The sequence below is a fragment of the Bordetella bronchiseptica genome (assembly GCF_900636925.1).
Taxonomy (GTDB): Bacteria; Pseudomonadota; Gammaproteobacteria; order Burkholderiales; family Burkholderiaceae_B; genus Bordetella; species Bordetella pertussis.
Window position 1 is genome coordinate 2,016,116 of sequence record NZ_LR134326.1, and the last position, 18,602, is coordinate 2,034,717.

General features: G+C 67.1%; 19 protein-coding genes. 16 read left to right on the forward strand and 3 right to left on the reverse strand.

Annotation, left to right across the window (positions count from 1 at the left end):
* Positions 1-114: 114 nt before the first annotated feature.
* A complete protein-coding gene (locus tag EL288_RS09430; protein WP_080707685.1) occupies positions 115-1,782 on the forward strand; it encodes a BP1793/BB2270 family autotransporter in 1,668 nt (555 codons plus the stop codon).
* Positions 1,783-1,905: 123 nt separating this feature from the next.
* On the opposite strand, the gene lexA is transcribed toward EL288_RS09430, so the two are convergent.
* A complete protein-coding gene (gene lexA, locus EL288_RS09435) occupies positions 1,906-2,556 on the reverse strand; it encodes a transcriptional repressor LexA (protein WP_010930566.1) in 651 nt (216 codons plus the stop codon).
* Between the two features lie 128 nt (positions 2,557-2,684).
* On the reverse strand, positions 2,685-3,887 hold the full coding sequence (locus EL288_RS09440) for an amino acid aminotransferase (protein ID WP_003816819.1): 1,203 nt from the start codon (positions 3,885-3,887) through the stop codon (positions 2,685-2,687).
* Positions 3,888-3,964: 77 nt separating this feature from the next.
* Here EL288_RS09440 and uvrB point away from each other — a divergent pair, with 77 nt between their 5' ends.
* The 11 genes from uvrB to EL288_RS09495 all read left to right on the forward strand — a co-directional run bounded on the left by uvrB (position 3,965) and on the right by EL288_RS09495 (position 13,541).
* Positions 3,965-5,992 (forward strand): excinuclease ABC subunit UvrB, encoded by a 2,028-nt coding sequence (gene uvrB / locus EL288_RS09445; RefSeq protein ID WP_003812466.1) that lies wholly within the window; start codon positions 3,965-3,967, stop codon positions 5,990-5,992.
* 261 nt (positions 5,993-6,253) lie between these two features.
* On the forward strand, positions 6,254-6,745 hold the full coding sequence (locus EL288_RS09450; RefSeq protein ID WP_003812465.1) for a low molecular weight protein-tyrosine-phosphatase: 492 nt from the start codon (positions 6,254-6,256) through the stop codon (positions 6,743-6,745).
* 215 nt (positions 6,746-6,960) lie between these two features.
* Positions 6,961-7,473 carry a Fe-S cluster assembly transcriptional regulator IscR gene (gene iscR / locus EL288_RS09455; RefSeq protein ID WP_003812463.1) on the forward strand — a complete coding sequence of 171 codons (513 nt, stop codon included), beginning with the start codon at positions 6,961-6,963 and terminating at the stop codon, positions 7,471-7,473.
* Positions 7,474-7,490: 17 nt separating this feature from the next.
* The gene (locus EL288_RS09460; RefSeq protein WP_003812462.1) at positions 7,491-8,702 is read left to right on the forward strand and encodes an IscS subfamily cysteine desulfurase; all 1,212 of its coding nucleotides are present in this window, start codon (positions 7,491-7,493) and stop codon (positions 8,700-8,702) included.
* 33 nt (positions 8,703-8,735) lie between these two features.
* Entirely contained in the window at positions 8,736-9,146 is a 411-nt protein-coding gene (iscU, locus tag EL288_RS09465; RefSeq protein ID WP_003812460.1) for a Fe-S cluster assembly scaffold IscU, read from the forward strand.
* Position 9,147: 1 nt separating this feature from the next.
* A complete protein-coding gene (gene iscA, locus EL288_RS09470; RefSeq protein WP_003812458.1) occupies positions 9,148-9,471 on the forward strand; it encodes an iron-sulfur cluster assembly protein IscA in 324 nt (107 codons plus the stop codon).
* Between the two features lie 2 nt (positions 9,472-9,473).
* The gene (gene hscB / locus EL288_RS09475) at positions 9,474-9,986 is read left to right on the forward strand and encodes a Fe-S protein assembly co-chaperone HscB (RefSeq protein ID WP_003812456.1); all 513 of its coding nucleotides are present in this window, start codon (positions 9,474-9,476) and stop codon (positions 9,984-9,986) included.
* A 129-nt stretch (positions 9,987-10,115) separates the two neighbouring features.
* Positions 10,116-11,978 (forward strand): Fe-S protein assembly chaperone HscA, encoded by a 1,863-nt coding sequence (hscA, locus tag EL288_RS09480; RefSeq protein ID WP_010926439.1) that lies wholly within the window; start codon positions 10,116-10,118, stop codon positions 11,976-11,978.
* Between the two features lie 9 nt (positions 11,979-11,987).
* The gene (gene fdx / locus EL288_RS09485; protein ID WP_003812453.1) at positions 11,988-12,329 is read left to right on the forward strand and encodes an ISC system 2Fe-2S type ferredoxin; all 342 of its coding nucleotides are present in this window, start codon (positions 11,988-11,990) and stop codon (positions 12,327-12,329) included.
* Entirely contained in the window at positions 12,329-12,523 is a 195-nt protein-coding gene (gene iscX, locus EL288_RS09490; RefSeq protein ID WP_003812452.1) for a Fe-S cluster assembly protein IscX, read from the forward strand. The genes fdx and iscX overlap by 1 nt, the downstream gene beginning before the upstream one ends.
* A 124-nt stretch (positions 12,524-12,647) precedes the next feature.
* Positions 12,648-13,541: a methylglyoxal synthase gene (locus tag EL288_RS09495; RefSeq protein WP_033459220.1), complete on the forward strand. Its 894-nt coding sequence runs from the start codon at positions 12,648-12,650 to the stop codon at positions 13,539-13,541.
* A gap of 22 nt (positions 13,542-13,563) precedes the next feature.
* Here the strand turns inward: EL288_RS09495 and EL288_RS09500 are convergent, their stop codons facing one another.
* On the reverse strand, positions 13,564-14,373 hold the full coding sequence (locus EL288_RS09500) for an enoyl-CoA hydratase/isomerase family protein (RefSeq protein WP_003812449.1): 810 nt from the start codon (positions 14,371-14,373) through the stop codon (positions 13,564-13,566).
* Between the two features lie 269 nt (positions 14,374-14,642).
* Between EL288_RS09500 and EL288_RS09505 the strand changes: the two genes are divergently transcribed.
* From EL288_RS09505 to EL288_RS09520, 4 genes are read left to right on the forward strand one after another with little or no spacing between them, the layout of a single operon-like run.
* Positions 14,643-15,467 carry an ABC transporter ATP-binding protein gene (locus EL288_RS09505; protein ID WP_003812446.1) on the forward strand — a complete coding sequence of 275 codons (825 nt, stop codon included), beginning with the start codon at positions 14,643-14,645 and terminating at the stop codon, positions 15,465-15,467.
* Positions 15,467-16,345 carry a branched-chain amino acid ABC transporter permease gene (locus tag EL288_RS09510; RefSeq protein WP_003812445.1) on the forward strand — a complete coding sequence of 293 codons (879 nt, stop codon included), beginning with the start codon at positions 15,467-15,469 and terminating at the stop codon, positions 16,343-16,345. Before EL288_RS09505 ends, EL288_RS09510 begins: the two co-directional genes overlap by 1 nt.
* A 3-nt stretch (positions 16,346-16,348) precedes the next feature.
* Positions 16,349-17,386 carry a branched-chain amino acid ABC transporter permease gene (locus tag EL288_RS09515; RefSeq protein ID WP_003812443.1) on the forward strand — a complete coding sequence of 346 codons (1,038 nt, stop codon included), beginning with the start codon at positions 16,349-16,351 and terminating at the stop codon, positions 17,384-17,386.
* A gap of 37 nt (positions 17,387-17,423) precedes the next feature.
* Positions 17,424-18,602: an ABC transporter substrate-binding protein gene (locus EL288_RS09520; RefSeq protein ID WP_010926442.1), complete on the forward strand. Its 1,179-nt coding sequence runs from the start codon at positions 17,424-17,426 to the stop codon at positions 18,600-18,602.

Here is an 18,602-nt window from a genome sequence, read left to right on the forward strand (position 1 = left end):
GGCGTTGGCGAGACTACGCCCACGCCGCACTGTTCGGCCGGGTGGCGGCGAGATCGTGATGCACCCGGCGCATAGCAATCCTGCGGCGGCTGCGCTTCTTGCCGGCGGTGCTGCATGGATGTCACCCCCCTTCTACCCATGCCCTCAGACTCATCTATCTCATGCAAATCCCGATCCCGATCAATGGCTCTGGCACGGCGGCGCCTGGCTTGGCCCGGCGTATGCGGCGCATTGTCGCTGGCGGCCTGGCTGGCGCCGGCGCAGGCCCAGAGTGCCATGGCTGCGTCCGGGCCGCAGGACGCGCCCGCCGTCAGCATACCCGTGTTAGATGGCTGGCCCGTCGACGATGAAAGCGGCTGGACAACGATAGACCTGAGTGGGGACGTCGACGATGGCTTGAACGACATCGTGCTGCCGCCGCCCGGCCTGGACGGCCACCCCATTGGGGAAGATGGCAGGCCCGTCGATGATGAAAACGGCTGGACAACGATAGATCTCGATGGCACGGCGATTGACGATGGCTGGACCCACATCGATATTCCGCGTCCCGAGCTGGACGGCGCTCCCGTCGATAGCGAGGACGGCCGGTTGCCTTCGCCGCCCGAAGAGGCGCCTCAGGCGGGGCCCGACGCGTCCAAGCAGCGGCCGGAGGGCCTGCCCGCGCCCGATGCCAATCCCCAACCCGATGCAAAGCCCGGAGCTGAGATGAAACCCCGGCCTGGGGTGGAACCCGGATCTGAGGCGGAACCTGGTCCGCAGGGGCAGCCTGGCCCCCAGCCTGGAGCCCGGCCGCAGGACGAGCCGCACGCGCAGCCGTTGCCGCCCGCCGGCAACCCCGGCGCTGGGATTTACATGCCCCGCAGCGGCATCTTGACCGCACCGGTTCTGGCCGTGCTGGGCACGGCCAGTGCGCCGCAAGGTATCTGGCAGGCAGAGATGAACGCCCTGAGCAAGCGCATGGGTGAATTGCGGCTTACGCCGGCAGCCGGCGGCGTGTGGGCACGCTCGTTCGCGCAACGCCAACGCCTGGACAATCAGGTGGTGGACAGGTTCACCCAGACCGTGGGCGGGATCGAGATTGGCGCCGACACGGCCTTGCCGGCGGCCGAGGGGCGCTGGCATGTGGGTGCGGTGGCCGGCTACAGCCGTGCGCGCCGCAAGCTGGCGCACAGCGCCCGTGGCAACAGCGACAGCCTGCATGTGGGCGCCTATGCGACGTATATCGGCGACGGCGGCTTCTACCTCGACGGGATTGTGCGGGTGAACCGCTACGAGCACGATTTCAAGGCCGACGGCCAGCGCGGCGCGCGCGTGACGGGCAAGTATCGCGCCAATGGCATCGGGCTGTCGCTGGAGACCGGCAGGCGTTTCACATGGGCCGGCGACTGGTTCGTGGAACCGCAGGTCGAAGTGGCGCTGTTCCGTTCGGGCGGGGCAGACTACACGGCCAGCAATGGCGTGCGCGTCGACGTGGCAAGCACCAAGTCGTTGCTGGGCCGGGCAGGCCTGCAGGTGGGGCGCAAGCTGGATCTGGGCAACGGCAAACTGGTGCAGCCGTACGCCAAGCTGAGCTGGTTGCAGGAGTTCGATGGCGTGGGCAAGGTGCGCACCAACGATATCGGCCATGACGTCAAACTGCGGGGCGGGCGCGCCGAACTCGACTTGGGCGTGGCCGCGGCGCTTGGCAGGCACAGCAGCCTGTTTGCTTCGTACGAGTACAGCAAGGGCAGCCGCTTGACCATTCCGTGGAGCTTTCACGTCGGCTATCGATACGCCTGGTAAGCCAAACGCGTCGTGCCACCGCGCGCCGGAACACCCGGCGCGCGGTTTTTTTTGCCGCCGCCCCCTCGGGGGGCAGCAAGCCCGCGTAGCGGGCGCAGCGTGGGGGCTTCTTTCTCCGTTGGCTCAGTGCAGGGGCTGGGTGCGGATCAGGCCGACCGCGATGCCTTCGAGCGCGAATTCGTCGGTGTTGGCCACGACGATGGGAGCAAAGTCGGGGTTCTCGGGCAGGAGCTCGATGCGGCCGTTCTGGCGCTGCAGGCGCTTGACCGTGACCTCGTCGCCCAGGCGGGCCACCACGATCTGGCCGTTGCGGGCCTCGGCGGCGCGCTTGACGGCGAGCAAGTCGCCTTCGAGGATGCCGGCGTCGCGCATGCTCATGCCGCGCACCTTCAGCAGGTAGTCGGGCGTCTGGGCAAACAGCCCGGGATCGACGCCGACCTCGCGCTCGACGTGCTCGCTGGCCAGGATGGGGCTGCCTGCCGCCACGCGGCCCACCAGCGGCAGCACGAGCTGCGCCAGCAGCGGATGCGTAAGCTGGGCCGAGGGCGTTGCGCTGTCCGGCACCTTGAGACGGATGCCGCGGGAGGCGCCAGCGGTCAGTTCGATCGCGCCCTTGCGCGCCAGCGCCTTGAGATGGTCTTCGGCGGCGTTGGGCGACCGGAAGCCAAGCGCCTGGGCGATTTCGGCCCGGGTGGGCGGAAAGCCGGTGCGCGCCACGGTCTGGCGGATGAGATCGAGGATTTCCTGCTGGCGTTCCGTGAGTTTGGTGGCCATGGCGATGACCCGCTTTTGCGGACTGTATGGATATACAGCGCCATTCTGGAGGACCCACGGGAAAAAAGCAAGCCGCAAAAGAAAAGCGGAGCCTTGGGCTCCGCTTCTCGATGCCGGCCGTGCCGTGCCTACTTCAGCACCGCGGCGATGCCGGCCGCGACCGCGTCGATGTTGCGGCTGTTGAGCGCGGCCACGCAGATGCGGCCGCTGGAGACCGCGTAGATGCCGTGCTCTTCGCGCAGGCGATCGACCTGGGCGGCGGTCAGGCCCGAGTACGAGAACATGCCGCGCTGCGCCAGCACGAAGCTGAAGTCCTGCGCCACGCCCTGGGCCTTGATCTTCTCGACCAGCTCCTTGCGCATCAGGCGGATGCGGTCGCGCATGCCGGCCAGTTCATTTTCCCAGAGCGCGAACAGCTCGGGTGTGTTCAGGACCGTGGACACCACGGTGCCGCCGTGGGTGGGCGGGTTGGAGTAGTTGGTGCGGATCACGCGCTTGAGCTGGCTGAGCACGCGGGCGGCCTCGTCCTTGCTGCCGGCCACCACGGTCAGGGCCCCGACCCGCTCGCCATACAGCGAGAAGGACTTGGAGAACGACGAGCTGATGAACATGGTCAGGTCGAGCGCGGCGAACATGCGCACCACGGCGGCGTCCTGCTCCAGGCCTTCGCCGAAGCCCTGGTAGGCGATGTCGAGGAACGGCACCAGGTTGCGCGCCTTGACCACGGCGGCGATCTGTTCCCACTGTTGCGGCGTGGGATCGACGCCGGTCGGGTTGTGGCAGCAGGCGTGCAGCACCACGATGGTCTGTTCGGGCGCGGCCTGCAGGGCGGCCAGCATGGCTTCGAAGTTCAGGCCATGGGTGGCGGCATCGTAATAAGCGTAGGTCTCGACCGGGAAGCCGGCGCGCTCGAACAGGGCGCGGTGGTTTTCCCAGCTGGGGTCGCTGATGAGGACCTTGGACTGCGGCAGCAGCTGGCGCAGGAAGTCGGCGCCGATCTTCAGCGCGCCGGTGCCGCCCAGGGCCTGCGCGGTCAGCACGCGGCCTTCGGCGGCCAGCGGCGAGTCGGCGCCCAGCAGCAGCGCCTGCGCACCCTTGTTGTACCCCGCGATGCCTTCGATCGGCAGATAGCCGCGGGCGGCGGCGGCTTCGATGCGGGCCACCTCGGCCTTGCGCACGGCCTGAAGCAGCGGGATGCGGCCTTCGTCGTCGTAGTACACGCCCACGCCCAGGTTCACTTTGCCGGGACGGGTATCGGCGTTGTACTGTTCGTTCAGGCCAAGAATGGGGTCGCGCGGCGCGAGTTCGACGGAAGCGAAAAGAGTGCTCATGGGTGTAGGGAAGGGTGGGTGGACGCGGTAGGAAGGGCTGTGGATAATGGGGGGTTTACCCTGAGAGACAGTCTATCATGACCGCTCCTGGATTCGTCGAATTCCCCGATAGCCCGTTTCACCTCTATCAGCCGTACCCTCCCGCGGGCGACCAGCCGGGAGCGATCGACGCGTTGACCGAGGGCGTCTCGGACGGCCTGATGTTCCAGACGCTGCTGGGCGTGACGGGCTCGGGCAAGACCTACACCATGGCCAACATGATCGCCCGCCTGGGCCGTCCGGCCCTGGTGCTTGCGCCCAACAAGACCCTGGCCGCCCAGCTGTACGCCGAAATGCGCGAATTCTTCCCCCGCAACGCGGTGGAGTATTTCGTGTCGTACTACGACTATTACCAGCCCGAAGCCTACGTGCCGACCCGCGACCTCTTCATCGAGAAGGATTCGTCGATCAACGAGCACATCGAGCAGATGCGCCTGTCGGCCACCAAGAGCCTGCTGGAGCGCCGCGATACGGTCATCGTGGGCACCGTCTCGTGCATCTACGGTATCGGCAATCCGGGCGACTACCATGCCATGGTCCTGATCCTGCGCACCGGCGACCGGATTTCCCGGCGCGAGGTGCTGGCGCGGCTGGTGGCCATGCAGTACACCCGCAACGACGCGGACTTCACGCGCGGCGTCTTCCGGGTGCGCGGCGAGACCATCGACATCTTCCCGGCGGAAAGCCCCGAGCTCGCGCTGCGCCTGACGCTGTTCGACGACGAAATCGAGTCGCTGGAGCTGTTCGATCCCCTGACCGGGCGCGTGAGGCAGAAGCTGCCGCGCTTTACGGTATACCCGGGCTCGCACTACGTGACGCCGCGCGAAACCGTGCTGCGCGCGATCGAGACCATCAAGGAAGAACTGCGCGAGCGGCTGGCCCAGCTGATCGCCGACGGCAAGCTGGTGGAGGCGCAGCGGCTCGAACAGCGCACCCGCTTCGATCTGGAAATGCTGCAGGAGCTGGGCTTTTGCAAGGGCATCGAGAACTATTCGCGGCACTTGTCCGGCGCGGCGCCGGGCGAGCCGCCGCCCACCCTGATCGATTACCTGCCGGCCGACGCGCTGATGTTCATCGACGAAAGCCACGTCACCATCGGGCAGCTCGGCGGCATGTACCGTGGCGACCGTTCGCGCAAGGAAACCCTGGTGCAGTACGGCTTCCGGCTGCCGTCGGCGCTGGACAACCGGCCCCTGCGCCTGGAGGAGTTCGAGGCGCGCATGCGCCAGTGCGTGTTCGTGTCGGCCACGCCGGCCGCCTACGAGCAGGAGCACGCCGATAACGTGGTCGAGCAGGTGGTGCGGCCGACCGGGCTGGTCGATCCGATCGTCGAGGTGCGTCCGGCGCACACCCAGGTCGACGACCTGCTGGGCGAGATCCACAAACGGGCGGCGCTGCAGGAGCGCGTGCTGGTCACGACGCTGACCAAGCGCATGGCCGAGGACCTGACCGACTTCCTGTCCGAGCACGGAGTGCGGGTGCGCTACCTGCATTCGGACATCGATACCGTCGAACGGGTGGAAATCATCCGCGACCTGCGGCTGGGCGTCTTCGACGTGCTGGTGGGCATCAACCTGCTGCGCGAGGGCCTGGATATCCCCGAGGTGTCGCTGGTGGCCATCCTGGATGCCGACAAGGAAGGCTTCCTGCGATCCGAGCGCAGCCTGATACAGACGATAGGCCGGGCCGCCCGCAACCTGAATGGCCGGGCCATTCTCTACGCCGACCGCATAACCGACTCGATGCGGCGTGCCATCGACGAGACCGAGCGGCGCAGGGCCAAGCAGATCCAGCACAACACCGACCACGGCATCACCGCGCGCGGGGTCAGCAAGGCCGTGCGCGAACTGATCGATGGGGTGGTGGCGCCGGCCGGCCATGACGCGCTGGAATCCGCCGTGCCCGCCGAGGTGCTGACCGACGAGAAAGCCATGGCGCGCGAGATCCGGCGCCTGGAAAAGCTGATGATGGATCACGCCCGCAACCTGGAATTCGAGCAGGCCGCCGCGGCACGCGATGCGCTCAACGCTCTCAAGAGTCGGTTGCTGCTTGATGGCGTAGGTTAGTCTGGTTAAACGTGCGAAAGACGGAAATTAGTGGAGAAAATTCCCTCGTTACAAACGGGCTGGCGCGTTCTTGCGGCATAGCGGCAAAAGCGTTACACACTCGTCGTGAAAAGGCGCTCTAAAACCTCATGTATTTTCTTGAAAATCAAATTAATTGCATGATTTAAAAGGGAAAAATTATTTTTCCGTGGCACTGCTCCGGAATGGTGAAACTGCAAAAAATACTTGCTATATTCCGGGTTTTCCCGCACACTTACACCCATGATGACCAAGGTACTTTTCGTTTGCATGGGCAATATCTGTCGCTCGCCGAGCGCAGAAGGTGTCTTCCGCCATCTGGTGAATGACGCCGGGATGGGCGATGTCGTGCGGGTCGATTCCGCGGGCACGCATGCCTTCCACATTGGCGAGGCGCCTGACGCCCGGGCCCAGGCCGCCGCCCGCAAGCGCGGCTACGATCTCACGCACTGCGCAGCGCGTCAGGTGACGGCGGACGATTTCCGCGAATTCGACCTGATCCTGGCCATGGATTGGGACAACCTGGCTGCCCTGCAGCAGCAGTGCCCCAAGGCCTATCAGCACAAGCTGATGCTGCTGATGCGGTTTGCCAACGAGTTCGAGGAAGCCACGGTGCCCGACCCCTATTATGGCGGCCCCGAGGGTTTCGGCAAGGTGCTCGACTATCTGGAAGACGCCTGTCAGGGCGTGCTGGAACTGGTGCGCAAGCGCGCCACGCAATACCAGGCGGCCTGATCCGTCGCCGTCCGCGGCGCTGGGGCAAGTGGGGGGATCCGCAATGGGTCCGTACCCCAAAATGAAAAAACCGCGCGACTGCGCGGTTTTTTCCGACCGAGATACTTAGCGTTTTACTCGGGAATTTGCTATACTTGACCCAATTACTCGGGTATTGATGCCCGGTCCAGCGCCCGATGCGTCGGGTTTTCTTCCGGATTCACAGGAAACACACCATGCGGTTAACTACCAAAGGGCGTTTCGCCGTGACGGCCATGATCGATTTGGCGATGCGGCAGCATAGCGGCCCGGTCACTCTCGCGGCGATCAGCCAGCGCCAGAATATCTCGCTCTCCTACCTCGAACAGCTGTTCGGCAAGTTGCGCCGCCACGAGCTGGTCGACAGCGTGCGCGGGCCCGGCGGCGGCTATTCGCTGGCGCGCCTGGCGCGCAATGTCACGGTAGCCGACATCATTTTCGCGGTCGACGAACCCCTGGACGCCACCAGCTGTGGCGGCAAGCGCGATTGCACCAGCGGCAACGACGGCAAGCCGGGCAAGTGCATGACCCACGAACTGTGGACCACGCTGAATCGCAAGATGGTCGACTACCTGGACTCGGTCTCGCTGCAGGATCTCGTCGATCAGCAGCGCGTGCGCCAGTTGCAGGAAGCGGCCAACCAGGCGCAGGGCTGTTCGGCCGTGCGCGTGAACCGGTCGACGCCCGTCGCCGCCAACGCCACCGCATAAGTTAGGAGCAGTACAACATGAGCAATCGCCCCATCTACCTGGACTACTCGGCTACCACGCCGGTCGACCCGCGCGTGGTCGAGAAAATGATTCCCTGGTTGTACGAGAGTTTCGGCAATCCGGCCTCGCGCAGCCACGCCTTTGGCTGGGAAGCCGAGGACGCGGTCGAGAAGGCCCGCGAGGAAGTCGCCAAGCTGGTCAACGCCGATCCGCGCGAGATCGTCTGGACTTCCGGCGCCACCGAGTCGGACAACCTGGCCATCAAGGGCGCGGCGAATTTCTACGCCGAGCGCGGCAAGCACATCATTACCGTCAAGACCGAACACAAGGCGGTGCTGGATACCTGTCGGGAGCTCGAACGCCAGGGCTTTGAAGTGACCTACCTGGATGTCCAGGACGATGGTCTGCTCAGCCTCGATGCGTTCAAGGCTGCGCTGCGCCCGGATACCATCCTGGTGTCGGTGATGATGGTCAACAACGAGATCGGCGTCATCCAGGACATCGCCGCGCTGGGCGAGATCTGCCGCGAGAAGGGCATCATCTTCCACGTGGACGCGGCCCAGGCCACCGGCAAGGTCGAGATCGACCTGCAGAAGCTGAAGGTGGACCTGATGTCGTTCTCGGCGCACAAGACGTACGGCCCCAAGGGCATCGGCGCGCTGTATGTGCGGCGCAAGCCGCGCGTGCGCATCGAGGCGCAGATGCACGGCGGCGGCCACGAACGGGGCTTCCGGTCGGGCACGCTGGCCACGCACCAGATCGTCGGCATGGGCGAGGCGTTCCGCCTGGCACGCGAGGAAATGGGCACCGAGAACGAGCGCGTGCGCATGCTGCGCGACCGCCTGCTGGCCGGCCTGACGCAGATCGAGGAAGTGTATGTGAACGGCAGCATGGAGCACCGCGTGCCGCACAACCTGAACATCAGCTTCAACTATGTCGAGGGCGAGTCTCTGATCATGGCGATCAAGGAGCTGGCCGTTTCCAGCGGTTCGGCCTGCACGTCGGCCAGCCTGGAGCCGTCCTATGTGCTGCGCGCGCTGGGCCGCAACGACGAGCTGGCGCACAGCTCCATCCGCTTCACCCTGGGCCGCTTCACGACCGAACAGGAAATCGACTTCACGATCGAACTGATCAAGAGTCGTGTCGGCAAGCTGCGCGATATGTCGCCGTTGTGGGAAATGGCCCAGGAAGGCATTGATCTGAATTCCGTGCAGTGGGCCGCGCACTGAGCGCCCGCGCCGACCAAATAGTGGAGAAACATCATGGCTTACAGCAGCAAAGTTCTGGATCACTACGAAAACCCCCGCAACGTCGGCTCGTTCGACAAGGGTGACGACTCGGTCGGCACCGGCATGGTCGGCGCGCCCGCCTGTGGCGACGTGATGAAGCTGCAGATCAAGGTCAACGAGGCCGGCGTCATCGAGGACGCGCGCTTCAAGACCTACGGCTGCGGCTCGGCGATCGCCTCCAGCTCGCTGGTGACGGAGTGGGTCAAGGGCAAGACGCTGGACGAGGCGATGAACATCCGCAACACCCAGATCGCCGAAGAACTGGCCCTGCCGCCCGTGAAGATCCACTGCTCGATCCTCGCCGAGGACGCGATCAAGGCTGCCGTGCAGGACTACAAGACCAAGCACGGGGCCGAGACGCCCGAGGCCGTCGCGGCGAACTGACATGGCGGTTACGCTGACTCAATCGGCCGCCAACCACGTCGGCCGCTACCTGCAAAAGCGCGGCAAGGGCATCGGCCTGCGCCTGGGCGTGCGCACGACCGGCTGCTCGGGCATGGCCTACAAGCTGGAGTACGTCGACGAGCAGGCCGCTGACGACGTGGTGTTCGACAGCTTCGGGGTCAAGGTTTTCATCGACCCCAAGAGCCTGGCGTACCTGGACGGCACCGAGCTGGATTACGCGCGCGAGGGCCTGAACGAAGGGTTCAGGTTCAGCAACCCCAACGAGAAGGCGACCTGCGGCTGCGGCGAGTCGTTCACGGTGTAGTCTTGGCGGCAGACGACCATTTCAGCCTGTTCGGCTTGCCGACCCGGTTTGCGTTGGATCCGGTCCAGCTCGAACAGGCCTGGCGCGCCGTGGCGGCGCGCGTGCATCCCGATCGTTATGCCACGGCAAGCGCCGCCGAGCGCCGGGTCGCCATGCAGTGGGCGGCGCGCGCCAACGAGGCCTACCGGCAGTTGCGCGACCCCATGCTGCGCGCCCGCTACCTGTGCGAGCAGGCGGGCGTGGACCTGCAGACCGAAAGCAATACCGCGATGGATCCGGCTTTCCTGATGCAGCAGATGGAATGGCGCGAAATGCTCGACGATGCGCGCCGCGATCCGGCCGCTTTCGCGGCCCTGCGCGCCGAGCTGGAACAGGCGCGGCTGCGGATGCAGCAGACGCTGTCGGAGCTGATCGACGAGCGCGGCGACTACCAGCAGGCCGGCACCAAGGTGCGCGAATGGATGTTCGTGGAAAAACTGGCGCAGGAGCTGAGCGCGGCGCAACCCATGCAATAGCCCTGGCTCGGGGCGGCGGCGCGTGGCGCGTCCACGCGGCGGCGGCCGGCCCGATGCGCGGCAACCGATGACCCGCTTGTGCGGTGCCGCGTCCGGCATCGCCAGGCACCAGAGATTCTCAAGCACAACATGGCTTTATTGCAGATTTCCGAGCCGGGCGATTCGCCCGCCCCGCACCAGCGCAAGCTGGCCGTGGGTATAGACCTGGGCACGACCAATTCGCTGGTGGCCGCGGTGCGCAGCAGCGTGCCCGAAGTGCTGGCCGACGCGCAAGGGCAGGTCCTGCTGCCGTCGGCCGTGCGCTACCTGGACGGCGGCGCGGTGCGAATCGGCCGCGAGGCCCTGCTGGAGCAGGCGCGCGATCCGCTGAACACCATCGTCTCGGTCAAGCGCTTCATGGGCCGCAGCGCGGCCGACGCCGTGGCCAGCGGCGCGCCGTACGAGTTCGTCGACGCGCCCGGCATGGTACGCCTGCGCACGGTCCAGGGCGATCTCAGCCCGGTCGAAGTCTCGGCGCAGATCCTGGCCGTGCTGCGCCAGCGCGCCGAAGACGTGCTGGGCGACGACCTGGTGGGCGCGGTGATCACCGTGCCGGCGTATTTCGACGACGCGCAGCGCCAGGCCACGCGCGATGCCGCGCGGCTGGCCGGCCTGAATGTGCTGCGCCTGCTCAACGAGCCGACCGCGGCGGCCATCGCCTATGGGCTGGACCAGGCCGCCGAAGGCATTTACGCGGTGTATGACCTGGGCGGCGGCACGTTCGATATTTCCATTCTGCGCCTGACCCAGGGCGTGTTCGAAGTGATTGCCACGGGTGGCGATACGGCGCTGGGCGGGGACGATTTCGACAGCGCCATCGTGGCCCATGCCTGCGCCGGCGAGGACGTGGCGGCATTGCCGGTGGCCGACCGGCGCGCGTTGCTGGTGGCCGCTCGCGCCGCGCGCGAGGCGCTGACCGACCAGGCGCAGGCGCCGTTCGAGGTGACGTTGCGAGACGGTCGCGCCATCCAGGCGACGCTGACCCGCGCGCAGTTCGAGCAGCTGGCCGAGCCGCTGGTCGGACGCACGCTGGACAGCGCGCGGCGCGCCCTGCGCGATGCCGGACTGGCGGTCGGCGACGTGCGCGGCGTGGTGATGGTGGGCGGGGCGACCCGCATGCCGGTGGTGCGCCAGCAGGTCGGCGCGCTGTTCGGCACCGAGCCGCTGACCAACCTGGACCCCGACCAGGTGGTGGCGCTGGGCGCCGCCCTGCAGGCCAACCTGCTGGCGGGCAACCGCGCGCCGGGCGAGGACTGGCTGCTGCTGGATGTCATTCCGCTGTCGCTGGGCCTGGAAACCATGGGCGGGCTGGTCGAGCGCATCATTCCGCGCAACAGCACCATCCCCGTGGCGCGCGCGCAGGAATTCACCACCTTCAAGGATGGCCAGACCGCCATGAGCGTGCATGTGGTGCAGGGCGAGCGCGATCTGGTGTCCGATTGCCGCTCGCTGGCGCGCTTCGAGCTGCGCGGCATTCCGCCCATGGTGGCGGGCGCGGCGCGCATCCGCGTCACGTTCCAGGTCGATGCCGATGGCCTGTTGAGCGTGACGGCGCGTGAGCAGAGCACCGGGGTCGAGGCGGCGGTAGCGGTCAAGCCCTCGTACGGCCTGTCCGATGACGAGATTGCCCGCATGCTGGCCGATAGCGTCACCCAGGCCGACAGCGACGCGCGCGCGCGCATGCTGCGCGAGCAGCAGGTCGAGGCGCGCCAGCTGGTGGAGTCGGTGGGCGCGGCGCTGGCCGCCGATGGCGACCTGCTGGATCCGGCCGAGCGCGCCACCGTGGACCAGCGCCTGCAGGCGGCGGCGCAGGCGCAGTCGCTCGACGACGTCGAAGCCGTTCGGGCCGCGGTGCAGGCGCTGTCGGATGCCACAGAAGAATTCGCCGCGCGGCGCATGGACCGCAGCATCCGCGCCGCGCTGGCCGGCCGTAAACTCGATGAACTCGCCTGACTGGACACCATGCCGAAACTGACTGTATTGCCTCACCCCGACGTCTGCCCGGAGGGTGCCGTCATCGAGGACGCGCCCAAGGGCGTGTCGATCTGCCGGGTGATGCTGGATAACCATATCGAAATCGAACACGCTTGCGAGCTGTCCTGTGCCTGCACCACCTGCCACGTGGTCGTGCGCCAGGGTTTCAATTCGCTCGAGGACGCGACCGACGACGAAGAGGACCTGCTGGACAAGGCCTGGGGCCTGACCTCGACGTCGCGCCTGTCGTGCCAGGCGCTGATCGGCGAGGAAGACCTGACCGTGGAAATCCCGAAATACACGATCAACCACGCCAAGGAGCAGCACTGATGAAGTGGACCGACATCTACGAGATTGCCGCCGCCCTGGCCGATACGCACCCCGACGCGGATCCGCAGACCGTGCGCTTCACGCAGTTGCGCGAGTGGGTGCTGGGCCTGCCGGGTTTTGCCGATGATCCCGCGCATTGCGGCGAGAAGATCCTCGAGGCCATCCAGATGGCCTGGATCGAGGAAATGGACTGAGCCGCCGGCCGGCGCGCCGCCCGGACAAGGGCCCCGTCATGGACGGGGCCCTTGTCGTTTCGGGGCCGCGCGGCCGGGGTATCATCGGTCCTGGCATTTTGCTTTCAACCGGACCGATCGCCCCATGACGACTGCTTCCCTGCGCTTCGGCCTTGCCGCCAATCGCCTGCACCACGAAACGCCCGACGCGGCCCTGTTTACCTGGCTGCGCGCCTGCTCGGCCACGATCCGCGAGATGGGCATCCAGTTGCATACGGTGGGCCGCACCCACGATGCGATCGTGCGCGAGGGCATGCTGCAGGGCTACAGCGGACTGGTGCGCTATCCGTATGGGCGCGAGGGCGGCCTGATGAAGCTGGTGGCGCGCGTGACCGAGGGCCGCGATGGCGACGCCCCGTTCGATGGCGCCATCTACCTGATCGACCCGGTGGACCCGTCGTCGATCTTTCCCGAGGCGCTGGCATTCAAGCGCCAGTGCATCACGCACGGCCGGCCGTTCATCTCGACGCTGGCGGGCGCCATCGAGTGGATCGAGGTCGAGCGGGTGCTGGCCGGCCTGGCGCCGGACGCCACCGCGGCGCGGCTGTTCGATTTCACCGGCCAGACCCTGGCCTTGATTTCCCACGATGCGCTTAAGGAAGAGATGGTGGCGTTTGCCGCCGAGCATTTCGACCTGCTGTCGCAGTTCGCGCGGCGCGTGGCCACCGGCACGACCGGCGGTCTGCTCAATGACCTGGCCTGGTCGCGCGGCTGGCCCAAGGATCGCCCGTGGGTACACCGCTACCTGAGCGGGCCCTTGGGCGGCGACGCGCAGATCGCCGAACTGGTGCTGGAGCATCAGTGCCAGCGCGTGATCTTCTTCGAGGACCCGCACGTGGCGCGCCAGCACGAGGCCGATATCCAGTTGCTGGAGCGGGCCGTGCGCGTGGTGACCGCCTCGGCCACCTGCGCTACCTCGCCGTCGGTGGCGCGCCGCTGGGCCCAGGCGGTACAGCGCCGGCAGGCCGGCCGCGCCTAGGTCGCGCGCGGCCCGGACGGCCTCAGGCGCCGGTGAAGCGGGGCGGGCGTTTGGCCAGGAAGGCCTGCACGCCTTCGGCGAAGTCGGCGCGTCCGGCCGCCGCCAGGAAGGCGGCGGCTTCATCCTCGAGCTGCTGTTCCAGCGATGTGGCTGGCGCCTGGCGCAGCAGGCGCTTGGCGGCGGCCACGCCGTGCGGCGCATGGGCGGCCAGTTCGCGCGCATAGGCCAGCGCCTGGTCGGCCCGCTCGGCTGCCGGCGCCACGCGATCGACCAGTCCCCACTGCAGCGCCTGCGCGGCGTCGATGGGTTCGGCGCGCAGCAGCAGCGCCAGCGCGCGGCGGCGGCCCAGCAGATGGGCCAGCGCATGGGTCATGCCGGCATCGGGCGTGGCGCCCAGTTTCAGGTAGGCCGTGACCAGCCGCGCGTCGTCGGCGGCGATCGCCAGGTCGCAGGCCAGCGCCAGGGACAGGCCCGCGCCGGCGGCCACGCCGTGCACATCGGCCAGCCACAGCTGGTCCATGGCGGCGATGCGCGCCACGCAATCGTTGAGCGGCGTGAACAGCGCCCGCAGGCTGGCGCGGATCTCCTCGGGCGGGCCCTGGAACAGGGCGATGTCGCCGCCGGCGCAAAAGGCCTTGCCGGCGCCGCGCAGCAGCACCACGCGCAGCGCCGCGCGGTCTTGCAGCCAGCGGGCCGCGGCCTGCAGGTCGCGCGCCATGGCGATGTCGATGGCATTGAGCGCGGCGGGGCGGTCCAGGGTAAGGATGGCGAGCGCGCCATCGGTCTGCAAGGTCAGGGTGCCATAGCGCGGCGGCTGGTCGGCGGCGGACATGGTTCGGTCTCCGTATGGGGTAAATACCAATTCTTGATTCAAAAACCGCGATGCTATGTTGCGAACCAAGCGCTTGCTCGGTTGGGGGATCGACCCGGCTAGCGTAACGCACCGCGGGCCGGTGTGAACAGGCTGCTCGCAGTACTCGCTGCACGTATGACCAGGCTGCACGAACGCATTCCGGCAGGATTGGCGCGCAAGCAGGCAAGGATCGGGCCAATCCGCTGTCAGACCCAGAACACGTCGCAATAGACGCGAGGAGACGGCAGGTGGCGCAGTCAGAGCAAGACCCATTGCTGCGGGTCGATGGGGTGACGCTGGCTTTCGGCGGGGTCAAGGCGCTGACCGGCGTGGGGTTCGCGGTGAGCCCCGGCTCCATCACGACGGTGATCGGCCCCAATGGCGCGGGCAAGACGTCGCTGTTCAACACGATCTCCGGCTTCTACACGCCCGACGCGGGCAGCATCCACTTCCTGGGCCAGGACATCACGCGCCTGCCGGCGCCGCGGCGCGCCCGCCTGGGTCTGGCGCGCAGCTTCCAGAACATCGCGCTGTTTCGCGGCATGACGGTGCTGGACAACATCAAGCTGGGCCGGCACGCGCACCTGCGCAGCAACGTGCTGGACGCGCTGCTGTACCTGGGCCGGGCGCGGCGCGAGGAAATGGCGCTGCGCGCCGATATCGAGACGCGCATCATCGACTTCCTGGAGATCGACCATATCCGCCATGCACCCGTGGCGGCGCTGTCGTATGGCCTGCAAAAGCGCGTCGAGCTGGCGCGCGCGCTGGCGATGCAGCCGCGCATCCTGATGCTGGACGAGCCGGTGGCGGGCATGAACCGCGAGGAGACCGAGGATATGGCGCGCTTCATCCTGGATGCGCGCGCCGAATGGGGCGTGACCGTGCTCATGGTGGAGCACGACATGGGCATGGTGATGGATCTGTCCGATCATGTCGTGGTGCTGAACTTCGGCCAGGTGATCGCCGACGGCACGCCGGCGCAGGTGCAGGCCGATCCCGAAGTGATCAAGGCTTACCTGGGCGCGGGCGAGGTGGGGGAGCTGCGGCGCCGGCTGGCGGCGCAGGCGGCCTGATGGACGCCCTGTTCTTCCTGGAGGTGACGCTGGCCGGCCTGGGCGGCGGCGCGCTGTATGCGCTGGCGGCGCTGGCTTTCGTGATCGTCTACAAGGCCACGCGGGTGGTCAACATCGCCATCGGCGAGTTCCTGATGATGGGCGCGTACGCGTTCTACGCGTTTGCCGCCGACATGCAATGGCCGGTGTGGGCCGCGATCGGCGGCGCCATCCTGGCCTCGGCGCTGCTGGGCGCGCTGGTCGAGCGGGTGGCGATCCGCCCGATGCTGGGCGAGTCGCCGATCTCGGTGTTCATGATCACGGTGGGGCTGGCGTCCATCCTGGTGGGGGTGGTCGAACTGGTATGGACGGCCGACCAGCGCCGCCTGCCCGAGTTCATGCCGCGCGACCCGGTCATGATCGGCGAGGCCTTCGTCGCGCCCAAGGTGTTCTACGGGTTCTGGGTGGCGGTGGGGCTGGCGGCGCTGGTGCTGCTGGTGTTTCGCTACTGGCGCGGCGGCGTGGCGCTGCGTGCCACGGCGGCCGACCAGGGCGCCGCCTACGCCATGGGCATCAACGTGCCGCGCGTGTTCTCGCTGGCCTGGGCGGCGGCCGGCGCCATGGCCGCGGTAGCCGGCCTGATCGTCGGCGCGATCGGCGGCATTTCCTCGTCCATGGGCGCGTTCGGCCTGTCGGTGCTGGTCGTGGTGATCGTGGGCGGCCTGGACAGCGTCGCGGGCGCGCTGCTGGGCGGTCTTTTCATCGGCCTGGTGGAGGCCTGGGCCGGCGCCTACCTGGGCGGCGAGTACAAGCTGCTGGTGACGTTCGTGGTGCTGGTGGCGACGCTGATGGCGCGGCCTTATGGGTTGTTCGGAACCCGCGAGATCGAGAGGCTCTGATCCATGCGCATCGCGACCGCCAAGCAGACCTACCAGGCCGACGAGGCGCTGTTCGATACGGCCACGCAGCGCGTGTGGCTGGCGCTGCTGCTGGCCGCCCTGGCGCTGTTTCCCTTCCTGGCCAATGCCTATTGGCTGTACCTGGCCTGTCTGGTGGCGATCCATGTGGCCAGCGCCACCGGGCTGAACATCCTGACCGGCTATACCGGGCTGGTCAGCCTGGGGCAGGCGGCTTTCATGGGCCTGGGCGCCTACACGGTGGCGGTGCTCGAGGTGCACGTGGGCACGCCGGCCTTGCTGAACCTGCTGGCTGCCGGCGCGGTGGCCATGCTGGGCGGGCTGGTGGTGGGCGTGCCTTCGCTGCGCGTCAAGGGGCTGTATCTGGCGATCGTCACCATCGCCGCGTCGTTCATCGCCCATTTCCTGTTCGCCAATCTGCCGCTGACCGGCGGCACGGCCGGCCTGCAGGTGCCGCCGGCGCGGCTGCTGGGCATGGACCTGGACACCTCCTTCAAGATCTATTGGCTGATCGTGCCCATCACCGTGCTGATGGTGCTGGGCGCGGCCAACCTGTTCCGTACCCGCATCGGCCGCGCCTTCATCGCGATACGCGATCGCGATATCTCGGCCGAAGTGCTGGGCATCGACCTGCTGCGCTACAAGCTGCTGTCGTTCGGCCTGTCGTCGTTCTATGCCGGCGTGGCCGGCGGCCTGTGGGCGTATTTCTTCCGCGTGGTCACGCCCGAGAGCTTCCCGCTGATCATGTCGATCTTCTTCCTGGCCGCCATCATCGTCGGCGGCATGGGCTCGATCCTGGGCGCCATCCTGGGCGCGGTCTTCATGACCATGGTGCCCGAGTTCCTCAAGCTGGTGGTGGGATGGCTGCCGGTAGGCGGCGACGCGCTCGGCCTGCTTTCGCCGGTGCGCACCATCGTGTTCGGGGCGCTGATCGTGGGCTTTCTGATTTTCGAACCGCTGGGGCTGGCCGAGATATGGCGGCGCGTGCGGCGTTTTTTCCACCTATGGCCGTTTCGCACCTGAGACGTGGCCGGCGAGTGACTACACCAGGAGACCAACCATGAGGCAATCTTCGATACGCGGCGGTCTGGCGAAATGGCTGGCGCCGTTGGCGGCGGCGGCAGTGCTGGCCGCGCCCGTGGCCCAGGCGGCCGAGGATCTGGTGATCGGCGGCTCGATCCCCTTGAGCGGCGTGTTCGCCTTCGCCGGACAGGGCATCCATGCCGGCATCGGCGATTATGTGAAGATGGTCAACGAAGAGGGCGGCGTGGCAGGCCGCAAGCTGGTGTACGTGCCCGAGGACACGGCGTACAAGGTCGATGCCTCGGTGGCGGCGTTCAAGAAGATCACCAGCCAGAACAAGGTCAATTTCTACTACGGCGATTCGACCGGCTTCTCCAAGACCATCAACGCCGAGCTGAACCGTGCCGGCACCATGATCATGACGGGGGCGTCGTTCGCCACGGAGCTAAACGACCCCGCGAAATACCCCAACCAGTTCATGCTGGGCCCGGACTACACCGAGATGTTCGGCATCCTGCTGCGCTATATCGCCAAGGAGCAGCCGGGCGCCAAGGTGGCGTTCGTGTATTCCGATACCGAGTTCGGGCGCGATCCGATCACCAGTTCGCGCGCGGTGGCCGAGAAGCTGGGGCTGAAGGTGGTCACCGAGATCATGACGCCGCCGGGCAGCGTTGATGTGTCGACCGAGGTGATCAAGCTGCGCCGCGCCGCGCCGGACTACACCATTTTCCATGGCTATGTCCTGGCGCCGATTCCGGAGTTCGTCGGCCAGGGCAAGCGCATGGGCCTGAAGACGCGCTACATGGGCACCTTCTGGACCATGGACAACTCCACGGTCATGCAGATGGGCGAGGACGCGGACGGCTTCATGGGCGTGATGCCCTATCGCTACTACTACGATGACGCCGCCGACGCGCCGATGCTCAAGAAGATCCGCGCCATGCGCCCGGATTACCAGAGCACCGGCTACATGCAGGGCTTCCTGGCGGCCATGCTGTTCGCCGAGACGGCCAAGCGCACGCTGGCGGCCGACAAGCCGCTGACGGCGGCAAACATGAAGGCCACGCTCGACGCCATCAAGGACTTCGACACCGGCGGGCTGATCGGGGTGCCGATCTCGATCAAGGGCAATTCGATTCCGGTGGGCCGCATCTACCGCGCCGACGCCAAGCAGAAGAAGATGCTGCCGGTCTCGGATTGGATCGTGCTGGATTGA

What these genes read in the sequence shown, in the direction of transcription:
- EL288_RS09430 (WP_080707685.1), top strand. Translation starts at nt 115, where the DNA reads ATGGATGTCACCCCCCTTCTACCCATGCCCTCAGACTCATCTATCTCA.
- lexA (WP_010930566.1), bottom strand. Translation starts at nt 2,556, where the DNA reads ATGGCCACCAAACTCACGGAACGCCAGCAGGAAATCCTCGATCTCATC.
- EL288_RS09440 (WP_003816819.1), bottom strand. Translation starts at nt 3,887, where the DNA reads ATGAGCACTCTTTTCGCTTCCGTCGAACTCGCGCCGCGCGACCCCATT.
- uvrB (WP_003812466.1), top strand. Translation starts at nt 3,965, where the DNA reads ATGACCGCTCCTGGATTCGTCGAATTCCCCGATAGCCCGTTTCACCTC.
- EL288_RS09450 (WP_003812465.1), top strand. Translation starts at nt 6,254, where the DNA reads ATGATGACCAAGGTACTTTTCGTTTGCATGGGCAATATCTGTCGCTCG.
- iscR (WP_003812463.1), top strand. Translation starts at nt 6,961, where the DNA reads ATGCGGTTAACTACCAAAGGGCGTTTCGCCGTGACGGCCATGATCGAT.
- EL288_RS09460 (WP_003812462.1), top strand. Translation starts at nt 7,491, where the DNA reads ATGAGCAATCGCCCCATCTACCTGGACTACTCGGCTACCACGCCGGTC.
- iscU (WP_003812460.1), top strand. Translation starts at nt 8,736, where the DNA reads ATGGCTTACAGCAGCAAAGTTCTGGATCACTACGAAAACCCCCGCAAC.
- iscA (WP_003812458.1), top strand. Translation starts at nt 9,148, where the DNA reads ATGGCGGTTACGCTGACTCAATCGGCCGCCAACCACGTCGGCCGCTAC.
- hscA (WP_010926439.1), top strand. Translation starts at nt 10,116, where the DNA reads ATGGCTTTATTGCAGATTTCCGAGCCGGGCGATTCGCCCGCCCCGCAC.
- fdx (WP_003812453.1), top strand. Translation starts at nt 11,988, where the DNA reads ATGCCGAAACTGACTGTATTGCCTCACCCCGACGTCTGCCCGGAGGGT.
- iscX (WP_003812452.1), top strand. Translation starts at nt 12,329, where the DNA reads ATGAAGTGGACCGACATCTACGAGATTGCCGCCGCCCTGGCCGATACG.
- EL288_RS09495 (WP_033459220.1), top strand. Translation starts at nt 12,648, where the DNA reads ATGACGACTGCTTCCCTGCGCTTCGGCCTTGCCGCCAATCGCCTGCAC.
- EL288_RS09500 (WP_003812449.1), bottom strand. Translation starts at nt 14,373, where the DNA reads ATGTCCGCCGCCGACCAGCCGCCGCGCTATGGCACCCTGACCTTGCAG.
- EL288_RS09510 (WP_003812445.1), top strand. Translation starts at nt 15,467, where the DNA reads ATGGACGCCCTGTTCTTCCTGGAGGTGACGCTGGCCGGCCTGGGCGGC.
- EL288_RS09515 (WP_003812443.1), top strand. Translation starts at nt 16,349, where the DNA reads ATGCGCATCGCGACCGCCAAGCAGACCTACCAGGCCGACGAGGCGCTG.
- EL288_RS09520 (WP_010926442.1), top strand. Translation starts at nt 17,424, where the DNA reads ATGAGGCAATCTTCGATACGCGGCGGTCTGGCGAAATGGCTGGCGCCG.